We start from the raw sequence: 20,825 nt of genomic DNA on the forward strand, positions 1-20,825 counted from the left end.
TATTATAACGTTATTTCTATAGCAAATTCAAATTCCCTCAGCTCAATCTGAAGCCTATATCTATTTTTCTTTAACATTGAATACAAACCGTTCATTTAAGGCTATTTCATTGGCTTTAATAAATCAATTCCCCACACAGGTGGCATGATAAAATAAATCGCTAGGACAATCACAATAATAGAAATGATATTTAGCCAGAATCCCGCTTTCGCCATGGTCCCAATTCGGACATAACCGGAACCAAAGACAACGGCATTCGGTGGGGTGGCCACTGGTAACATAAAGGCACAAGATGCTGCTAAGCCAGCTCCTACCATTAATCCATACGGATGAACGGCAATTGCACTTGCAAAAGCTGCCATAATTGGGAACATCATCGTAGCCGTGGCTGTATTTGACGTTATTTCGGTCAAGAAGATAACCAGTGTCACTACAAGTGTAAGTACTAGGATAAATGAAACGCCTTGAAGCCCTGTTAGTTGCTCGCCGATCCACTTCGTCAGTCCAGAATCTTTAAATCCTCCAGCAATAGCCAGTCCACCGCCAAACAATAGCAAAATGCCCCATGGTAGTTTTTTGGCAGTATCCCAATCCATAATCATTTTTCCAGGTTGGCTCTTCGCTGGTAATAAAAAGAGGACGACAGCCGCTACAATCGCAATCATCGTATCATCAATCCCAGGAATCCATAGGTCTAGGAGAAAGTCTCGTGTAATCCATGCCAATGCTGTGAGTGTAAATACCACCATCACCATTTTTTCTTCGCTTGATGTTTTTCCAAGGGTTTGAATCTCTTTTTGAATCACTTCTTTTCCACCCGGAATTTCTTTCACTTTCATTGGAAAAGCGATTTTCACTAGATAAAGCCAAGTTAATGCTAGTAAAATAATCACAATGGGAACACCGATCAACATCCAAGTAGCAAAAGAAACTTCTACATTATATAGTTTTTTGACTTGTGCAGCAAAAATCGCATTGGGCGGGGTTCCAATCAATGTTCCAAGTCCACCAATCGACGCTGCATAAGCAATTCCTAACATCATTGAATTACCAAATGGGAAATTTCCTTGACTTGTATCCACATCGGGATGATCTTTTAATACTGCGGAAAATTGATAAATGATTGCTAAACCGATGGGAACCATCATCATAGCGGTAGCCGTATTGGAAATCCACATTGAAAGAAAGCCAGTTGCAGCCATGGTACCTAGCACAATCCGATCTGCTTTTGTTCCAATCCAAGAAATGATCGTCAAAGCGATACGTTTATGTAAGTTCCACTTTTCCATCGCCAAAGCGACGATAAATCCACCCATAAACAGGAAAATCGTTGTATCACCATAGTCTGCAGTGACATCCTTTACTTCAGTTACTTTTGTGATGGGAAATAAGATAATGGGTAAGAGTGACGTCGCAGGAATAGGGATCGCTTCAGTTACCCACCATGTCGCAATCCAAACAGTAGAAGCTAGGACAGCTTTGGCTTCATAACCCATTCCAGGAAAATTACCGAATATAAGAATAAGTAGGAATAGGAGCGGTCCTAAAATCAATCCAACTTTTTGTCTTGTTTCCAATTTGGGAGGCTTTTTTGGTTGCTCTTCTTTCGTTTGCCCTTTTTCTAATTTACCTGCTTTTATTTTTTTCTTTCCACTAAAGAATCGAAGTAAATCTTTTGTTTCCGCATGAAGCTGCCATGCGTAACTCCACCATTTTGTAAGTGTAGCCAATCTCATCCATATCAACATCCTTATAATTTTCGATTTTTATTAACATTCTATATATAAGTATACATAAATAGTAAACGCTTTCAATTATATTTATAATTTTCGTCTATACAGGAATTATTTTACTTAATAATTCCTTATATTTATAATCTTATTTACTTCCTAATAGAAGGTTTTTGGATATAGAGGTTATTGTATGGTAACGTAGCCTAAGCAAGTTGATCTACCAATAGGTACTTCGATAGCTCGATTTCCCAGCAAATATGTTAAAGCTCCTTTCATTGTTTTTATTCGATAAAATATAGATAAGACCGTAGAAATACGATCATAGGAGGAATACATGTGTCCCTTATTTTCCAGCCATTCCAACAAAAAAACTGTATTCTACCCAACCGAATTGTTTGCTCACCCATGTTTATGTATTCCGCTACCGAGCAAGGACAAGTAACAGACTGGCATATCGTACATTATGGAACACGTGCAGCGGGAAATCTTGATGATTGAAGCCACAGCAGTGGAAAGTCGTGGACGTATCAGTATGAAAGATCTGGGTCTTTGGGAAGAATATCAGATGGAAGTGCTACATCAAATAGTCTCTTTCGCAAAATCTCAAGCAGAAGAAATCTTGGGCAACAACCGAGATGACCTTATCTTTCTTGGTAGGGAATTATTACGCAACCCTTATTGGGTATTAGATGCTGCTAAAGATAGGAAGAGAGACTATATCGGACCTAAGCAATATGCTCGTGCGTTTTAGAATAAAAGCCATTCCTCAATGATTCAACTTAAGAGGAATGGCGACTCTATTTTTATATCTCTTCCTTCTATACCAAACTGTCAAACTTATCTCATCCTTACATAATCACGGCATTCTCGTCAAACGTAGGCAGCTTGATGATATTTACTCTCTCTTGACATCTATCAGAATCATTTTTAGTAACAGATCGATAGAATAAAACAATACAAAACGTAGGACTTTTTTCCCAAGAGGGGTTGATAATTTTGGTTAACTCATTAAAACAACGCCTTATCTTTCTTTCTCGTTTTCTTTACTCTCCAAAAACAATCGGCAGTATTACTCCTAGTTCTAAGCATCTTGTTCATGCGCTAATGAACCCCATTCCCTGGCATAATCTCAAATCAATCGTCGAATTGGGATCTGGAACAGGGATTGTTACTCATGAAATCTTGCAACGTGCACCATCTGATTGCCATGTCGTCCTTTTTGAGCAGGATCAGGCACTCCGCCAATATTTACATCATCGCTATCCGCATATCTCTCTTTTCTCAGATGCCCAATATTTAACGCAAAAGCTTAAGCAACTTCAGCTAAAACAAGTAGACTGTATTGTTTCTTGTTTACCGTTGACTAATTTTCATCCCAGTTTGCGTGCAGACATTTTAAATGAAATTCAAAATGCCCTAACACCAAATGGACTTTATATTCAATACCAATATTCTTTACACCTTAAGAAGTGGTTGGAAGTACGTTTTTCATCTGTCAACATCCGCTTTATCCCTTTAAACATTCCACCTAGTTTTATCTTTATTTGTAAAAATTTTATCCAATAAACATCTAATCATATTTATCATCGAAAGACTATAGATCATTTCCAAACTCTTTCTAATTTCTTTGACCCATGCTTAAAAACGACTCATTTGATTGAATAAAAACCACTCCTAACTTTTTATTTACAAGGAGTGGTTTTACTCACTATTTTTGTTTATTTACTAGAATTAAAATGATATAATCTTTCTTGCCAGTATACATAAATTTCAAAATTTCACATTTTTATGATCTGGGGTGTTTCTATGTATAAGTTAATTGTTTTTATTGAGGACAATAATGAGTTTGATCAAGAAAGATTATTAATCGAATCGGTTGTACCTCAACTCTTAACCATTCCAGGCATTCACAAAGTCAATGTAAATCCGCTTACCGGTTTTAGGTTTAAATCCCCATCCGATACAAAGTATCGTTTACAAATTGAAATATATTATACGGATAAGGAAACTTTCTATACAGTCACCCAACATCCTCTAACCCAACAGCTATTAAATGACTACTTTCAGGACATTACAGATGAAACAGCCCTTTATTTAGCCAAAGAAACGACCTATCAACGTTAGCTTATTTGAGTCATTGAGCTAGTTATAAGCCTATGACAACGATATTATTTTTAAAAAAGATAGAATAGTATATTATTTAGCTTGATAAAGAGCTCATCCAGTCGCTTCATAGCAATATACCCTCACCCAATCAAAAAGAAGCAGCCCCGTATCACACCGATAGTAATACGGGGCTGCTTCTTTTTTTGGCATGATTCCGGTGTAAAATTCTTGATACAGGATAAAATAGGAAAAAATATAAAGGAAATCAGCAATCCTAATGAACTGTGTTCTCAAAAAGGAGAAGTTTATGTCTACCCAAACTGTCAATCCAAAAATAAAATCGAATGATCCTACTCGCTACGTATACTCAGCTCGTAATTTCTGGTCCGGTTTCCTCTTCGGACTGGGTCTAGTCGCCTTTATCGATGAAGCTGTTTTTCATCAGCTCCTACATTGGCACCATTTTTATGATAAGTCCACAACTGATCTCGGGCTGGTCTCTGATGGACTTTTTCATGCTTTTAGTTGGTTTGCAACGATTGGTGCATTATTCATGTTTGCTGACCTTCGACGCCGAAACGCATTATGGCTTACGAGATGGGTAGGTGGTTTGCTGTTTGGAGCAGGGTTATTTCAGTTATACGACGGCATTATACAGCACAAGCTGATGCGACTGCACCAGATTCGCTACAATGTGAACATTCTTCCATACGACTTGGTCTGGAACATCACGGCTTTGATTATGCTTCTTATCGGGATTATTCTCCTTATTCGTACAAGGCAAGGATCACCACAAGAGGAAAGGAACGCTTCAAATGCATATGAATAATCATATTCATCATGATGGAACCTTTTCTTCCTTTATCTTAACACTTCCTTTTATCCTAGCTTTGATGGGCTATGTCTTTGCTTCCGTGATATCGAGTCGTCATCATAAACCATGGCCTCTCTATCGCACTATCCTCTTTATTTTGGGGGTTACCTGCGCCATGGCCGCTGTTATCGGTCCCCTAGCCGACCGTGCCCATACTGATTTTACAGCGCATATGCTTGGTCATTTGCTCCTTGGAATGCTTGCCCCACTTCTCATGGTACTCGCTAGACCGATGACTCTGATCCTACGAACACTCCATGTGCAGACAGCTCGACATATATCATCCATTCTCAGGAGTCGACCTATGAGTATCCTGAATCATCCTATTGTCACATCTCTTCTCAATATCGGAGGATTGTGGATACTTTATACGACCGATTTATATGTGTTGATGCATCAATACATCCTACTCCATATCTTGATACACATCCATGTTTTCCTCGCAGGCTACCTTTTTACAGCATCCCTGATCTATGTTGACCCGACACCCCATCGGTATAGCTTTACTTATCGCTTGATCGTATTCTGGATGGCCTTAGCAGGTCACGGTATCCTATCGAAAGCCATTTATGCTCACCCCCCGACAGGTGTTCCTACATCTCAGGCAGAAACCGGCGGGATGCTCATGTATTACGGTGGCGATGCGATTGATCTTGTCATGATCTTTATTCTTTGCTATCAATGGTACAAAGGCAGCTGGCCCCGAGCCTTGAAGGCAATGAGTTCGTGAACGATCTTCCAACACGCTTGATTAATTATAAGACAATTCAGATACATATTTTCTACATAACTCTTGTTTACAATATACTCAGTTTCTAAAGGAGGGATTATATCCGATGTCAAGATCGACTCGTTTTTTTGCTTCTTTGTCTTGTATTTTAGCTTTTTCGTTGATTGTTGCAGGTTGTGGTGAAGCCACAGGCAACAATCAAGCAGAAGCCACTACAGACCATTCCAAACATGGAACCCATTCAAATACAGCAGCTGCCAAAGGACGATTAAACTTCAATACCAAGAATATAACTCGGATTAACCAAGATGATGCAGTTCGCGTTGCTGTAGAGACATCGCAAACGATATGGCCAGCAACGAGTAATAAAAATCGTCCAGGAACGGTTTTACTCGGAATAAAAGGATCATGGAAAATAAATCTACCTGCGGTTACCTTGGTTCACCATCCGAACAATGGCCCGCTTCTATATGCAGAAAAAGATCGGATTCCTGAAGTGACACTCCAAGAGATTCAACGTCTAAATCCGACTGGTAGTAAAATGAACCAAGGGGTACAAGTGATTCTAATTGGTGACTTTGCAAATAAAGTACGCCAACAATTAGAGAAACACGGTTGGAAAGTGGATCAGATCAAAGGAACGGAGCCCGCACAAATAGCAAAAGAAATTGATGCTTATTATGCAAAAAACAGCGGTGGAAAGTTCCCGAATGGTGTCGTGATTGGTTCGATGGACGCTTCCGAATATACTCTTCCAGCAGCTAATTGGATTAGTCATATGCCGGAACCACTACTGTATGTAAACAAAGACGCGATTCCACAAGCTACGATGGATGCGCTCAAACAACGAAACAACAAAGCGAATATTTATCTTTTGGGACCAGAAAAATCGGTTTCTAACAAAGTGGAACAACAGTTGCAAGCGTATGGGAAAGTAACAAGAATTAGCGGAGAAACTCCAGAGGAAAATGCGATTGCTTTTGCCAAGTTTAAAGATTCTACGACTGGTTTTGGCTGGGGAATTACTAAACCTGGGCATGGTTTTACCTTTAATCGGGTTAATCGCGTAGATGCGGCTATTGCTAGTGCCCCTTTTGCTCATTTAGGAAAGCATGCTCCTATGCTTCTATTGCAAGGAGCAGAATTATCTAACCCCTTACATAAATATCTAATGAGTTTACAGCCCAAATATAAAAAGGAACCGACAGAAGGACCTTATAGCCACGCTTTTCTAATTGGAACAGAAAAATCCATCCCATTTTCTACACAAGGAATGATCGATGAAATGTTAGAAATTGTCCCTGAGAGCGGTGAAGGACATGAAGCAATGGGACATTAAAAGTGGACGACTAACCATGCTATAGAATTTACATATACCAGACATACATGTAAAAAAGGAAGCGACCAGTGTCGGCTTCCTTTTTTACATGTATGTCTAAAACAATAAAAAGGCAATGGGTGTCGCCAATATCAATGTCAACACAGTCCGTTCAAACCAAATAATGATTATTTCCCAAAGCGAAATTGGAATTTCTGTGGATAAAATACAGGGAATGGAAGCAGAGAAAAATAAAATAGCGGAAACGGAAACGATCGCAATGATAAATTTGGTTACCAAAGGTAGTTTCACCGCAATGAGGGCGGGTAAAAACATCTCGGCAATTTCGATTGCAGATGCTTTGGCTGCAACCATTGGTTCAGGAATCTGTAAGATCCAAGTAACAGGATAGAATAAATAGGCTAACCAATCAAATACGGGTGTAAATTCAGCCAGCACCAAGCCGATAAACCCCACGGACATAATCGACGGTAAGATGGACATGGTCATCACTAAACCATCTTTTAGGTTACTCCAAATATTCCGCAAAAGTGGCGCTGCTTGACTAGCAGCAGTCATTGCTTCCATCCAAGCGTTCTTCCATAGCTGACTTTTATACTCGGGTTCGGGATCACCTTCGCCTGTGATATATGTATCGCTTTTACGCGAGATCGGCCAAATGCGAACGGTGATGGCTGTTACCAAAAAAGTGACTAACATACTTATCCAAAAATAGAGATTCCAATATTCCATGATTCCCAATGTTTTTGCCACGATAATCATAAAGGTAGCGGATACAGTCGAAAAACCAGTAGCGATAATCACCGCTTCACGAATTGTATATTTTCCTTCCTTAAATAACCGATTGGTAATTAATAAAGCAAGTGAATAACTACCAACAAATGAAGCCACTGCATCTACTGCTGAACGTCTAGGGGTTTTCCAAACGACACGCATAATCGGGCGAACCCAGACACCGATCCATTCCAATAAGCCATATCCCACCAATAATGCTAAGAAGACAGATCCCAAGGGAACTAGAAGTCCAACTGGAATAACCAATTTATCAAAAAGGAAGGGGCCCATATTAGGAGCAAATAACCACTTGGGACCGATTTTTAAGAAAATCATGATCGCTACGATTAAGCCTACTATTTTTAAGAGCGAAAAGATAAGATCGACTGGACTCTTCTTCCATGTTCCTTTGATAAATGGATAGACAACCCCAGCGGCAATTAAAATAAGGACATAAATGGGTACGAAGGACGGAATATGCTCGCGAATCAAGGTAACCAGATGATCGAGCGGAATAGAAGATTTTCCGCTCATGGTTACAGGGATGAAAAACATAAAGATCCCGATGATACTATAGACAAAAAAACGAATAACTTGTGAGGGTGTGGCTGTATGGATGTTTTTATGGGTGTCGATCAGGATTTTGTTCATGCACCTTCCCCCTTCCTCTTCTTATCCTCTTTTTCTTTGCACAAGTCCTGTCAAAAACGACAGCATGACATGAACACCCGCTTTGACCGTGGTTTGTCCAACATCCCGGTAAGGGTCTAGGCAGACAAGATCCATCGCTTTGACTTGGGGACAAGCTCCAGCCAATAAAACAGCTTCGAATAGTTCATCTGTACGCATTCCCCCGGGCGTCGCTGCAGGTGCTCCAGGTCCCATGCTGATATCCAATACATCCATATCAACGGTGAGATAGATGGTGTCTACTTTCTGGCTCAATTGCTCTAAAGCGTCTCGTACTACTTGGGCTACCCCTTTTTTACGCGCTTCTTTTAAAGTGACGTAATGAACCCCTACTTCATCCGCATATGTTTTTAATGATTTCGCATTGAAAAAGCCATGAAGTCCGATGTTATAAACATCTTCCCCACGAATCGTACCGCTTTCAATCAAGTTGCGGATTGGTGTACCATTGCTAGGACCATTATCTGCCATGGAACGGAGATCAAAGTGAGTATCCAACTGCAAAATGCCGATGCGTTCATCTGGATGGGCTTCTTTCCATCCTTTGACTAACATCGCGGTGATGGAATGATCCCCTCCGATCATCAAGGGCAAGGTGTGCGGATGATGAGTCCGCATTGCGATCATTGCTTCTCGAATATGGCGGTGACAGGTAGAAATATCGGTCACATGCTGTTTGACGTCGCCTAAGTCCACCACTCGTAGGGCGGTTAAGTCTACATCTTCATCCAAGTTATAGGTGGTAAATAATTTCCACGCCCGGCGTATCGCATCGGGATTTTCACTTGCAGCGGATGCACTAATGGAGGAACGGGAAAGAGGGACACCGAGGATAGTCACATCCCATTGTGACCAATCCACGGTTTCTCCTTCTTTTAGATTCAAGGTTTGAATCCATTCATGAACTTTCGGTTCTTCCAAATCTTTTGCAGCATACCAGCGAAAGGGAGGCGGACTTAGCAAAGGATATGGATAATTACGCATTCACTCCACTCCTTTTGATCCGGTTTTCAATAACCACTCTTCCATTTTTGATGACCGTTTGGGCATGATTCACCCCATAGAGATAGGACAGACTCATATAATTGGGTACGTCAAAGATCACCAAATCTGCTTTTTTCCCTACTTCAATACTGCCGATCTCATGTCCACGACAAATGGCATGGGCGGCATTGATGGTTACAGCCGTTAATACTTCCGCCGGAGTCATCCCCATCTTGAGACAACCCAGGTTCATAATAAGTGGTAAGGAAACTGTTGGTGAAGAGCCCGGATTACAATCCGTCGATAAAGCGACAGGCACACCTGCATCCACCATTTTGCGTCCTTGAGCCATCTCGGCCATCAGGAAGAATGCCGTACCGGGTAATAGAACTGCGACCACTTCCTTTTCCGCCATCGCTTGAATGCCTTGATCCGACGCTTTAAGCAAATGATCTGCAGATACAGCACCCACTGCAGCAGCTAACTCCGCTCCTGCATAAGGTTCAATCTCATCGGCGTGAATTTTCGGTTTGAGACCATATTCAAGCCCCGCTTCCAAAATGCGGCGGGATTGCTCAGGTGTAAATACGCCCCGTTCACAAAAGACATCATTAAACTCAGCAAGCCCACGCCTTGCTACTTCAGGAATCATTTCTGTAATCACTTCATCAACAAAACGGTCGGGATTTTCTTTATCTTTCACAGGAACAGCATGCGCCCCCATAAATGTAGATACCAAATCAACTTCATGCTGTTCATTTAGCGTCTGGGCTACTTCCAATTGTTTGATTTCATGCTCAAGAGTAAGTCCATAACCGCTTTTCGCTTCGACCGTGGTTACTCCATGGAACAAGAATTGATCCAAGCGCCGTTTACTTTCCTGCAAAAGTTGCTCATGATCTGCTTGCTGAGTAGCTCGAGTGGTTGCATGAATACCGCCACCTGCATTCATGATTTCCATATAGGTAGCCCCTTTGAGACGCATCTCAAACTCATTTTCCCGGCTCCCTGCATATACGAGGTGGGTATGCGGATCAACTAGTCCGGGGGTGACGAGTTTACCTCTGGCATCGACGATGTCGGCTTCGGCAAGGCGATCTTGATAGTGTTGGACGATTTCTTCGTCTTTGCCCACTTTTTGAATGACACCGTTTTCGATCCATACACTTCCATCTTCAATGATGTTTAGGTTGTTCATCGCTTGACCTTTAAGCGGTCTTTCTGAGCTTCTAGCTAAGGTGACGAGTTGTTTGGCATGACGAATGAATAGTGGTTTATGATTCAATGGATGATCCTCCTTTTTTGGGGAGCCGTATTTCCCACTCACTCCCATAAGTGCTTGCATAGGGGGATTATTCTGTCCGCTCCGGAATACTACACAGGACGGGCGGGCAAAGCCATACGGATGTTTCTACACTGATGCTGTTGCCCTCCTTGATCACCCTGTTCCGTTTTCCTCTGCTAGGTAGCGCACTGAAAGTCGGTTCGTTGGGAAATACGGCTCCTTTGGTTTATTATTTTGATTCCTAGTAAAATGTCTACCCTTTTAGCATGGGAATATGAACGCCTTTTTCTTTCGCTGTTTTGACAGCCAGCTCATATCCAGCATCAACGTGACGGACAACCCCCATCCCCGGATCAGTTGTTAGGACTCGCTGTAAACGCTTTTCCGCTTCTTTCGTTCCATCAGCTACGATCACCATTCCGGCATGGAGGGAGTAGCCCATGCCTACACCACCGCCATGATGGACTGAGATCCAGCTTGCTCCGCCGACTGCATTGACTAAAGCATTGAGAATTGGCCAGTCCGCTACTGCATCACTGCCATCTTTCATCCCTTCCGTTTCCCGGTTGGGTGATGCAACTGAGCCTGAATCCAAGTGATCTCGTCCGATGACGATCGGTGCTTTAAGCTCTCCTGAAGCCACCATGTCGTTGATGATTTTGCCAAAACGAGCCCGTTCACCATAGCCTAACCAGCAGATCCGTGATGGCAGCCCTTGGAATGTGATTTTCTCCTGTGCCATCCGAATCCAGCGGCAAAGATGCTCATTGTAGCTAAACTCTCGTAAAATCACTTCATCCGTTTTGTAAATGTCCTCTGGATCGCCTGACAGGGCTACCCAGCGGAATGGTCCTTTACCTTCGCAGAAGAGAGGACGGATATAAGCAGGGACAAAGCCCGGGAAGTCAAAAGCATTCTCCACTCCTTGATCTTTCGCCACTTGACGGATGTTGTTGCCATAGTCAAAGGTGATAGCCCCCTGCTTTTGCATCTCCAACATCGCTTGTACATGGACCGCCATACTTTGCTTAGCTCGCTCTTCCACTTGTTTGGGATCGGTTTTTCGAAGCTCAGCGGCTTCTTCTAAAGTCATTCCTTGTGGAAGATAGCCATTTAGTGGATCATGAGCTGACGTTTGATCCGTCAAGATATCGGGGATAAAGCCTTTTTCAATCATTTGTGGTAGGAGGTCAGCTGCATTCCCTAAGAGTCCAATCGATAATGGTTTTCCTTCTTCTTTCGCTTTTTGAGCCAATGCAATCGCTTCATCGAGGCTATCGACTCGAACATCGAGATATTGGGTATCCAAACGACGCTGAATCCGAACCGGATCGACTTCAATAGCAATAACGACACCTTCATTGAGGGTAACGGCTAACGGTTGTGCTCCACCCATGCCACCTAGTCCGGCAGTAAGGCTAATCGTTCCTTTTAGACTACCACCAAAATGTTGCCGTGCACACTCCGCAAAAGTTTCATAGGTACCTTGGACAATCCCTTGGCTACCGATATAGATCCAGCTTCCGGCAGTCATCTGCCCATACATCATTAACCCTTTTTTCTCTAATTCATGGAAATGATCCCAATTTGCCCAAGCTGGCACGAGATTGGAGTTAGCCAGCAATACCCGAGGTGCATCAGTGTGGGTTTTAAATACGGCAACCGGTTTTCCCGATTGAATTAATAGCGTTTCATCGTTTTCTAGATTCGTTAGCGTCTCTACAATCGCCTCAAAAGCTTCCCAGTTCCGAGCCGCTTTTCCGATCCCTCCATAAACGACTAACTCTTCCGGCTTTTCTGCCACTTCTGGATCAAGGTTATTCATGATCATCCGTAAAGCAGCTTCTTGAATCCACCCTTTTGCATGTAACTCAGTTCCTCGATAAGCTCGAATGGTACGAGACATATCATTCACTCTCCTTTTGAATGGGGTATATGGTTTTAATGAAATCGCTTTCTTTTTAATCCTAATCCAGCGGTATTTACTTTCTCTCATTTAGGGAGGATAAATGACTCTCAGTAGTGTCGATTTGCACAAAAATGGATGATAGCAAGGGCATGTTTTCGCCACGTGACTGATGATGTCTGGCAAGGATGAATCCGAGTCCGCTTCAGCTCATTCCATCAGATGGAACACTGGGAGACGTATGGAAGCAACACACAGAAACATCTTGCGCTAAAAGCCCATCTGATTCCATTCCCTTCCGCTAGGTAAGACATGATAGAAGTTCTTATGGGCTTTGCCTCTTAGAACTTCTTATCCCGTAGAGCGAGGCATGAGGTCGACTTAGTCGAAAAATGCCTCCTTTTCTTACCTAATTTTGGTTAATCAACACTCCTGAATGACTCTCGATCATTATTGAATAATAGATATACTGTTTAATTCAAATATAACGAAACATATTGTTTAAAAATAGAATATCAAGATTCGAAAAATATCATTTTTTTTCGATAAAAAAAGAAGAAAGCAATCGCTTTCAACAGATTTTGCAACTTATTTTTGATTTCTATCCATTCTTTTGATCACGGAACACACGAGGTGTACACCCCATCTTTTCCTTAAAGAGACGACTAAAATAGTTTGGATTGCGAATACCAATCCGATCCGCAATTTCCTGAATCGTCCAAGTGGTCTCCTTCAGATAACGACATGCTTGTCCGATCCGAATTTGTGCCACCAACTCCCGGAAGGAAGTCCCTTTTTTCTGACTGAGCAGATGGCTTAGATAAGTGGGATTTCGCCCAACAAATTCAGCAACTTGCGCCAGAGATAGATCAGATCTGGCAAAATGTTGTTCAATATACTGCACCGCCTGTTCCAATACATCCGAACTTCCCTGTAAACTCCGCTCTTGTGCCCCTTCTAGCAGATCAAAGATAAACAGCAAAATATCCTGCACAATCCGGAACAACACCGGGCTATACAAAACAGAAGCAAACACCCGATGATAATGCGTTTCATACATCGCCTCTTCATGTAACCGGTGTGATTGCATAAAACGACGCAACTGTGCCAAAATACTGGTCAGCCGAATCCGTAATAGTCCCGGTTCAGGAAATGGGGGCTCCCGGTAAGAAAACTGCTGATGCATCCAGCTTTGGATTCGTTCTTTACTAAAATCCGAAAGCATCTGAATCCATTCTCGCTGTTCCTCAGGAGTCAGAAAAGGATCGATCCGTCTCCACTCTTGATACTCATCAACAAAAATCACTTGTTGATGGCCAATGAAAAAACGCGTTTCGAGTGCTTGTTTCGCAGCCACATACTTGTGATGAAGGGAAATACTCCCATCCAACGCCAGATGGATCACCAATGTCAACGCATCATCATACCGCTGTGCCCACTCGTTTAAAAGGCGATGCCCCTCTTGTTGAAAATATTTCCGTTCATCAGGCTGGACACGAGGAAAAATACAGACTACCGCATCACTTAGCGGAAATAGCTCGGGTTGTTTATGAAAAGGATATTCTTGCAAAAACTGATATAACAATGGGATACGCTCAGTATGTTCAGGTTGGACGAGGATGAGACTACGATTTTCTCCGAGCGATTGATAGTCCAAAAAGAGCGTTTGATAGGAGATCGGTGTATAAGTCGCCGGCATCGCAAACATCGGTCGGGAATGTTCCTCAGCGATTTGCTTCACTGTTTGATTAAGCATCCGTTTAATCCGATCCGGTGAAATCGGCTTTACCCATAAGTCAACCGCATGGAGTTCAATCGCCTGCGTTGCCCGCTCAAACGTCGCCTCGGCTGTCAACCCAATCACTCGGCGCACATAAAAATGGATGCGTTTCTTAACCTCTTCCCACTGGTCACGTGGAACCATATCTAGCTCGATGCATAAGACATCAGGTGTCTCCTGCTCCATGATACGAATTAACTCTTCCACATCCCCTGCCAGCTCCACCTGATCAAAAGGGATCGGATACGCCTGAACCAACCATTTGATTCCTTCTCTTTCCTTGCTATCTCGATCGGCAATCAGTAACTTGACCATAGCTTTATCTCCTGTATTTAAGTGTTTTTAGGATGGAAAAGGTTCTAGATATAGTTTACCATGGATGTTTTTTGAATAGAGTTGGTTTGGAGCTGGGATATTCTGAACGACAAAAAAACCCATCACCTGTCGGAAAGAGCGAAGGTGATGGGCTTTTTGGGTGATTTTTTAGTTTGATGTAGATATACCCTTTTCTGATAAAGGATCTCGGAGGAGTGTTTCAATTCTATCGTAGATTCAGTACCTTATCGGTGAAACGGGTCAGGGAAAGTCTACTATGTTACGTTTCAATTCTAATGTAGACCCAATACACATGTGCAAAAATCTAGCTGCGACCGACCGACACGAATGTTTTCATTCTATAGTAGATCCAATACGTTATGGCAAGTCTGGAACAAAAACTAAAAAATCTTGAATGTTTTCATTCTATAGTAGATCCAATACGTCTCATCAAAAGGGCTAGAAAAGCGGAAGAAAAACGGAATGTTTTCATTCTATAGTAGATCCAATACTTTTGTTTTGGGTTGTATGTTGTTGAATGATGTGATGAATGTTTTCATTCTATAGTAGATCCAATACTTGGAAAAATAGATATATTCGTTCGTCTTCAAGAAATATGTTTTCATTCTATAGTAGATCCAATACCCCAAATTCACTACACACCAAATTCCTTGTTATTCCTAGTATACACCCGTTCCTCCATCTCCTGCAACACCCCTTTTTTGCCGTAAACCTCTGGTCGTGTTTTCACTATTCCGTCAAAACAGGAGCAAATCCCTTGATATTTCTCGCTTCAAGGCACATCCACTCTAAAAGAGGTTTGCGGCAAATCGATCCAACCTTTTCCTTAAATCATAATCCACTTCTTTGAACACTTGATAAACCATGATATGATGATAAGGATCTAATCCATTCATACCAAGGAGAAAATAGGTATGCGAAAAATCGATCATTTAAACGAGCTCCGCAAACAATATCCGATCCATCCGATTACCATGCAGAGCTTCAAAGAAACATTGGATATTGAGTGGACTTATCATTCTAATAGCATTGAAGGAAGCACTCTTACTCTAGCAGAAACAGCGATTATTATCGCAGATGGGATTACTGTTGGTGGGAAAAGCGTGCGGGAGCACCTAGAAGCGATTAATCATAAAGAAGCAATTTTATATCTCGAAGAGCTTGTCAAAGATAACACACTCTTAACGGAACAAATCATCAAAGAAATCCACTCTATCATCCTTCGTGGCATCGATACCAAAAGTGCTGGTGTGTATAGGCATGTTCCTGTCTATATCCGTGGACAGCAACATGTCCCCCCACAGCCATGGCAAGTTCCCACCGAGATGGAACAGATGATCACAGACTATAACTCAACATGGCAAAACCATCATCCGATTGAACGGGCTGCCTTTTTGCATTGTGAGTTTGTTCGTATCCATCCATTTATCGATGGCAATGGGCGTACAGCTCGTCTCATTATGAATCTGGAACTAATGAAAAGTGGACTGGTACCCCTTATTCTTCGTAAGGAACAACGGGTAGCATACTTCTCATCGCTCCAACACTACGACGATCAGAAGGACATCGAACCCTTTCTTCAGATCATCGAAGCTTTGGAAGAAGAAATGTTAGAGCGATATATTGAAGCAGGAAAGGCGTGCATGCTGTCTGTGGAGGATATAGATGGAGAACGTTAGAAGCAGGTGGAGACAGCCTTTATCTCCATATACAACAAGACCCCCATCATCTTTTTTATTTCCAGAGAGGTGATGGGGGTTATTTTGTTTGATTCTAATGTAGATCCAATACAATAAGGGAAATGTTTAGTGTCTACTTTTAAACACTCAAAGTTTCAATTCTAATGTAGATCCAATACCCCAAATTTCCTACACACTAAATCCCTTGCTATTCCTAGTATACACCCACTCCTCCATCTCCTGCAACACCCCTTTTTTGCCGTAAGCCTCCAGTCGTGTTTTCACTATTCCTCCAAAACAGGAGCAAACCCCTTGATATTTCTCGTTTCAAAGCACATCCACTCCAAAAGAGGTTTGCGGCAAATCGATCTAGTTTCTTCTTTTCTACCTTCTCACATCCATCATGCCAAATCCTTGGCTTCCATAGCTGCCAAGTCCAGCTTCATAGATGACTTGTTGCATGGGGACGGGGGCTTCGATGGCTAGCTTGAGTTGATAGGCTTTGATGTTTTTGCCATGATATTGTACCAAAGCAGCAGCTCGCTCGAGGCGGAAGGAAGCGGGGTCTACCAGTTGGATATGGATTTCTTCATTATCTGGAAAGGGCTCTTTCCATTTCATCTCATACCAATTATGTAATGAGTAGCGCAGGTTATCGTAGAAGCGGCTTTCCAGTGGATGGCAGAAATGCAGCTCATCATGGATCCGAACGGGAACGGTGATCGGACTGATCGTTTCATAGGTCATCTGTGGTGTAAAGGAAACTGCTTCTTTCACCCGTAGATCGACGAGGGGGAACTGCTCCCCTAAGAGATGGAGACAGCCGAGCTTCTCAACACCTTCATAGATGGATCGCACAACTTCGGTTTGGATTGAATCGACCTGAATCCGGCATTTTCCTTGGACTTCCATTTGCTTTGCTAAATGGGTACGTGAGTCAAACCAAGGGCGTGAAAAGAGGAATGGTTTATATGCTTTACCACGAAAAGCGATCCCCTCTTCATGGAGCCACCCCCCTAACTGTGGATTCACTTCTCGAATCGCGCGATAAAAGTAGCTGGTGAGATAGTAATTGAGACTATAGGGTAAAGGGGTTGGTTTTGGAACCATAAAGGTCATTTGAATCCGCATTTGATCTTTTCCTTTCTGGCTAACTCTCTCTTTCTAAGATGAGTCTGGCTAAGGAGGATAGCTTGACTTGCTTGCCCTCCCAGACGAAAATTTTGCGATAGCGTTCGGCTAGTTGGTTATAGGTTAAGTTGGAAAAGGAAAACAAGTCATCCTCCAAGACTCCTTCTCTCGCTAAACGGAAGATGGTATTCGGCGGAAAGTCCATTCGCAATTGATCCAAAACCGCATAGTCAAAGTCGAGTGGTAGGGATGGAAGTTCAATCAAATCATGCCCATGTTCTTCATATACATACTTTACCGGGATTCCTTCGATGAGTCCGAGCAAGGTTAGATAAGGAACGACGGCTTTATAGCCTCCGGTCATATTTAACACGATGGGATGTTTGGACTTTCGATACGAGTCACAGATACGGCGAACCGCCAAGACCAAAGAGCGAATGCCTTCTTCTTGAAATTTTTTGGCATTTTTCACCTGTAGGCCTTTGAGGACTTGAACATATGTTTTAGCTCCCCATCTCCGCTGACCAATCTGACTGAGCACTTCGCCACACAGCTTGCCAGCCATGCTATCAGTCACTAAGAAGTACAAATGATCTCCTTTTGTTACACCCATTCGGTTCAGACTGTTGGTCTCTGCACTAAAGCTAGTAGGGTCAAATGAATGATGATCAGCTTTTTGTAGTAGAAACTGAAAGAGATGTTGATAGGATGTATCTTCAAGTGTATCATCGACAGATACATTCGCAAAGGCTTGAAACGCTTGGTTTTCTGGTGTATCTTTACCGAGATTTCGCTGCATCGAAATTCCAACTGTTGAAATGATAACCATATAAGACTCCCTTCAAAGTTCTATCAATCCATATAAAAAAATTATATAATATTTTTGTAAAACGGGAAATAATCAATAAATCAGCAGGGGTGTTTATTTACTTAAAAATGGGTTTTATTGAAGGCATACTTTCGTCACGTAACTGATGATGTTTGAGAGTAGCATATGAACTATTTAGCCAAGGAGGTGAAACGATGAATGACTCATCACAACAGGAACAACAGAAATCAAAATCTCGCGGTTGGAGATGGATTGGACTAATTAGTTTAGGGCTTTTTCTCTTTGTCACTGGTGCTTTTGTCTCCCCCATCATCAATAAACTGTTTAATACGACAGTGGTGGTTTCTACCGATCAGCAGAAGGAATCTTTGATCCCGGAGCGGGTCGAAAAAACTTGGCAAGAGGCTGATGTCCTTGCGAACCAGTACGCCTATATGAGTTATTTATTAAATCTGCTGGCTGTCATTTGTACCATTGGTGGACTGGGTTTAGCTTACTTCACCTATCGGCAGGAGAAGAAGATTCCTGAGCTGATTACCAAGCAAGTCACAGATAAAACAGAAAAAATGCAAGAGCAATTAAAGTCAGAACTAAGTGAGTTAGATCAGGCGATTGAGCAGCGTTTAAAAGCGTTTGCGATCTTGTCCGAACGATTTATCCTCCACCAACATGGAAATCATATTCCTTCATCTCATGAGTTTGAATTGATTAAGAAGGTGGAACATATATATCCTGAGCTGTGGGGACTTTCTTTTTTTAAGGCCGTTTTTCTGTGGTATGACTCATCCAAGACAATCGGTATCGATGAAGCGGATTGGCTAGAAAGACAATATCAAAAAAGCATGGAATCGATTCAACTCATGCATGAACATCTCAAGCAAAATCCAGAGCATGACCGCGCCTATCTCTTCTTAATTATTTGGAATCTACAACTGATTCGCCATGATATTAGTCATTATACCGAAGCGATTCATTGCTTAAAAAAACTTCTACAGATTCAACCAACTTATTGCTACGACCGGACACTACTACAGCAAAAAGAGTGGTACCAAGCTTCAGCAGATCGCTATCAAGAGCGAAATGGTCTCCTATTTTCAGCGGAATATCAGATTTTTCGCTCTCGCCAGCAACATCAACACTATTTTACGAGAGAAAGCCTGACCGATTTGGAGCATAGGCTCGCCGATATTCGGTACAGGTTAAGGGAGTCTGAGCAATTCCCCCCTAAGTTGGATCAGCGTCATACCTATCTGCAGAAAATACGAGCTATGGAACAATCGATTTCATAAAAGGTGGTGTTGATTATTCGACACTCCTGATTTCATCAGGCTAACTGTTCAAAAAAATGGTCATTAAACGATAAAGGAGCGCAGCGATGACTTATCCATCCCTTCCTGAAGAAGTCCCGATCTTACATACCCGCTTTCGGATCATTACGCCCATGTTTATCCATGGTATCTATCCTCAAAAAGCGGAACTCCGTCTCCCATCAGTGAAAGGTTGTTTGCGTTTCTGGTTTCGTGCGATTCATCCCGGGTATTTTGTCCAGACGGATCAGCGCCGAAAAGCTCCTACTTTGGAAGAGATGATTTTCGGTAGTGCACAGCATGGTCAATCCCGTTTTCTTATGCATCTACCGAAGCACTCCCTTCGCCATGTCCCTTATTTTGAGCCCAGAAGAGGCACTTGTTCTTTTTTTGTGGTCAAAGGTGTATCCAAGCATTACTTTCTACCGGGTCAATCCTTTTCGCTTTCCTTTGCTTTTCGTCCTGAAGAAAATCAATTACGGATGAAACAAGTATATCAGGCGGTCATCGCGAGTACTTGGTTGTTGGGGAATATCGGTGGGCTCGGTAGTCACACACGGAGAAGTTATGGCTCTTTGCTTCTGGAAGAATGGCAATCAGATGATCATTCCATTTCAAAATGGACCTCTTCCCTTCCCATGCTCCACTCTGTTTCTACTTTAGAGGAGTGGAAAACCCAATTTCACAACGGCATTAAAACGATTCGTTCTTGGTTTCCACCACCTAAGCAGGCAGTTCCGCATGTGAAAGATTTTCCGAACACCCGGCTTGATCAAGAAGCCCGGCTTTACTTTCAAGCTAACCTGTTTGATTCAGAAGAAGCAGCCCGAAAAGCAGGGGAGAGGGTTCTCCATGCTTTTGCCAACAGTCGATCAGACGACCAATCCCATCGTTTTGTATTGGGGCTATTGATGTATTTTCGCGGGAGACAGGTTAACGCCACGGCACCCAAAGATTTTAAGTCAGCACATGCAAAAAACCTCTTTGAAGCCTAGAAGTAGGATTCAAAGAGGTTTTTTAAACGAACAATGTATTCCTTGAAAACTAAAGGTGAGACATGACCCGAGAGGTTTCGATTCAAAAATTTGTATCCATAAAGATACTCCGTAGAAAGGAGGTGATCCATCCCCACCTTCCGGTAGGGATACCTTGTTACGACTTCACCCCAATCATCTGCCCCACCTTCGGCGGCTGGGTCCTTCCCGGGGTTCCCCGCAAAGTAGTACTTTGTGGGGTGGGTAGGTTCCCTCACCGACTTCGGGTGTTGCAAACTCTCGTGGTGTGACGGGCGGTGTGTACAAGGCCCGGGAACGTATTCACCGCGGCATGCTGATCCGCGATT

The 20,825-nt window shown here is 42.5% G+C and carries 17 protein-coding genes, 1 rRNA gene, 1 pseudogene and 1 CRISPR repeat array; of the genes and pseudogenes, 10 read left to right on the forward strand and 9 right to left on the reverse strand.

Annotated features, from left to right (window positions below):
* Positions 1 to 101 precede the first annotated feature (101 nt).
* Positions 102 to 1,736: an SLC13 family permease gene (locus DL897_RS13680; RefSeq protein WP_113659714.1), complete on the reverse strand. Its 1,635-nt coding sequence runs from the start codon at positions 1,734 to 1,736 to the stop codon at positions 102 to 104.
* A 333-nt stretch (positions 1,737 to 2,069) separates the two neighbouring features.
* Between DL897_RS13680 and DL897_RS13685 the strand changes: the two genes are divergently transcribed.
* The 7 genes and pseudogenes from DL897_RS13685 (at position 2,070) to DL897_RS13715 (ending at position 6,782) form a co-directional block, all read left to right on the forward strand.
* Complete coding sequence (locus DL897_RS13685; RefSeq protein ID WP_168188794.1) at positions 2,070 to 2,231, forward strand: oxidoreductase; 162 nt, start codon at positions 2,070 to 2,072, stop codon at positions 2,229 to 2,231.
* 106 nt (positions 2,232 to 2,337) lie between these two features.
* A pseudogene (locus DL897_RS19080) lies at positions 2,338 to 2,484 on the forward strand (NADPH dehydrogenase); the annotation flags it as partial.
* Positions 2,485 to 2,729: 245 nt separating this feature from the next.
* Positions 2,730 to 3,299 carry a class I SAM-dependent methyltransferase gene (locus DL897_RS13695; protein ID WP_168188795.1) on the forward strand — a complete coding sequence of 190 codons (570 nt, stop codon included), beginning with the start codon at positions 2,730 to 2,732 and terminating at the stop codon, positions 3,297 to 3,299.
* Between the two features lie 240 nt (positions 3,300 to 3,539).
* Positions 3,540 to 3,857, forward strand: a complete 318-nt coding sequence (locus tag DL897_RS13700) for a hypothetical protein (RefSeq protein ID WP_113659718.1) — start codon at positions 3,540 to 3,542, stop codon at positions 3,855 to 3,857.
* A gap of 289 nt (positions 3,858 to 4,146) precedes the next feature.
* Complete coding sequence (locus DL897_RS13705) at positions 4,147 to 4,668, forward strand: DUF2243 domain-containing protein (RefSeq protein WP_113659719.1); 522 nt, start codon at positions 4,147 to 4,149, stop codon at positions 4,666 to 4,668.
* The gene (locus tag DL897_RS13710) at positions 4,655 to 5,443 is read left to right on the forward strand and encodes a cytochrome c oxidase assembly protein (protein WP_113659736.1); all 789 of its coding nucleotides are present in this window, start codon (positions 4,655 to 4,657) and stop codon (positions 5,441 to 5,443) included. Before DL897_RS13705 ends, DL897_RS13710 begins: the two co-directional genes overlap by 14 nt.
* Positions 5,444 to 5,549: 106 nt before the next feature.
* Positions 5,550 to 6,782, forward strand: coding sequence for a cell wall-binding repeat-containing protein (locus tag DL897_RS13715; RefSeq protein ID WP_113659720.1), 1,233 nt, complete (start codon positions 5,550 to 5,552; stop codon positions 6,780 to 6,782).
* A 96-nt stretch (positions 6,783 to 6,878) separates the two neighbouring features.
* Here DL897_RS13715 and DL897_RS13720 read toward each other — a convergent pair whose 3' ends face one another.
* The 5 genes from DL897_RS13720 to DL897_RS13740 form a co-directional block, all read right to left on the reverse strand.
* Complete coding sequence (locus DL897_RS13720) at positions 6,879 to 8,207, reverse strand: YjiH family protein (protein WP_206186528.1); 1,329 nt, start codon at positions 8,205 to 8,207, stop codon at positions 6,879 to 6,881.
* A gap of 21 nt (positions 8,208 to 8,228) precedes the next feature.
* Positions 8,229 to 9,230, reverse strand: coding sequence for an agmatinase family protein (locus DL897_RS13725; protein ID WP_113659721.1), 1,002 nt, complete (start codon positions 9,228 to 9,230; stop codon positions 8,229 to 8,231).
* A complete protein-coding gene (gene hutI, locus DL897_RS13730) occupies positions 9,223 to 10,515 on the reverse strand; it encodes an imidazolonepropionase (RefSeq protein WP_240627448.1) in 1,293 nt (430 codons plus the stop codon). Before hutI ends, DL897_RS13725 begins: the two co-directional genes overlap by 8 nt.
* A 253-nt stretch (positions 10,516 to 10,768) precedes the next feature.
* Positions 10,769 to 12,421 carry a urocanate hydratase gene (gene hutU / locus DL897_RS13735; protein ID WP_113659722.1) on the reverse strand — a complete coding sequence of 551 codons (1,653 nt, stop codon included), beginning with the start codon at positions 12,419 to 12,421 and terminating at the stop codon, positions 10,769 to 10,771.
* 601 nt (positions 12,422 to 13,022) lie between these two features.
* Entirely contained in the window at positions 13,023 to 14,516 is a 1,494-nt protein-coding gene (locus tag DL897_RS13740) for a helix-turn-helix domain-containing protein (protein ID WP_113659723.1), read from the reverse strand.
* Positions 14,517 to 14,864: 348 nt separating this feature from the next.
* A CRISPR array of direct repeats spans positions 14,865 to 15,161; the repeat unit is 29 nt; unit sequence ATGTTTTCATTCTATAGTAGATCCAATAC.
* Positions 15,162 to 15,451: 290 nt separating this feature from the next.
* Between DL897_RS13740 and DL897_RS13745 the strand changes: the two genes are divergently transcribed.
* The gene (locus DL897_RS13745; protein ID WP_113659724.1) at positions 15,452 to 16,216 is read left to right on the forward strand and encodes a Fic family protein; all 765 of its coding nucleotides are present in this window, start codon (positions 15,452 to 15,454) and stop codon (positions 16,214 to 16,216) included.
* Positions 16,217 to 16,600: 384 nt separating this feature from the next.
* On the opposite strand, the gene cas6 is transcribed toward DL897_RS13745, so the two are convergent.
* Both cas6 and DL897_RS13755 read right to left on the reverse strand, forming a co-directional pair.
* Complete coding sequence (cas6, locus tag DL897_RS13750; protein WP_113659725.1) at positions 16,601 to 17,347, reverse strand: CRISPR-associated endoribonuclease Cas6; 747 nt, start codon at positions 17,345 to 17,347, stop codon at positions 16,601 to 16,603.
* Positions 17,348 to 17,366: 19 nt separating this feature from the next.
* Positions 17,367 to 18,176, reverse strand: a complete 810-nt coding sequence (locus DL897_RS13755; RefSeq protein WP_113659726.1) for a putative CRISPR-associated protein — start codon at positions 18,174 to 18,176, stop codon at positions 17,367 to 17,369.
* Between the two features lie 194 nt (positions 18,177 to 18,370).
* Here DL897_RS13755 and DL897_RS13760 point away from each other — a divergent pair, with 194 nt between their 5' ends.
* On the forward strand, positions 18,371 to 19,465 hold the full coding sequence (locus tag DL897_RS13760) for a hypothetical protein (RefSeq protein ID WP_113659727.1): 1,095 nt from the start codon (positions 18,371 to 18,373) through the stop codon (positions 19,463 to 19,465).
* A gap of 86 nt (positions 19,466 to 19,551) precedes the next feature.
* Positions 19,552 to 20,478: a type III-B CRISPR module RAMP protein Cmr1 gene (cmr1, locus tag DL897_RS13765; RefSeq protein WP_113659728.1), complete on the forward strand. Its 927-nt coding sequence runs from the start codon at positions 19,552 to 19,554 to the stop codon at positions 20,476 to 20,478.
* A gap of 115 nt (positions 20,479 to 20,593) precedes the next feature.
* Here the strand turns inward: cmr1 and DL897_RS13770 are convergent.
* Positions 20,594 to 20,825, reverse strand: a 16S ribosomal RNA gene (locus DL897_RS13770); the annotation flags it as partial.

It is taken from the genome of Thermoflavimicrobium daqui, from assembly GCF_003313465.1.
GTDB lineage: Bacteria > Bacillota > Bacilli > Thermoactinomycetales > Thermoactinomycetaceae > Thermoflavimicrobium > Thermoflavimicrobium daqui.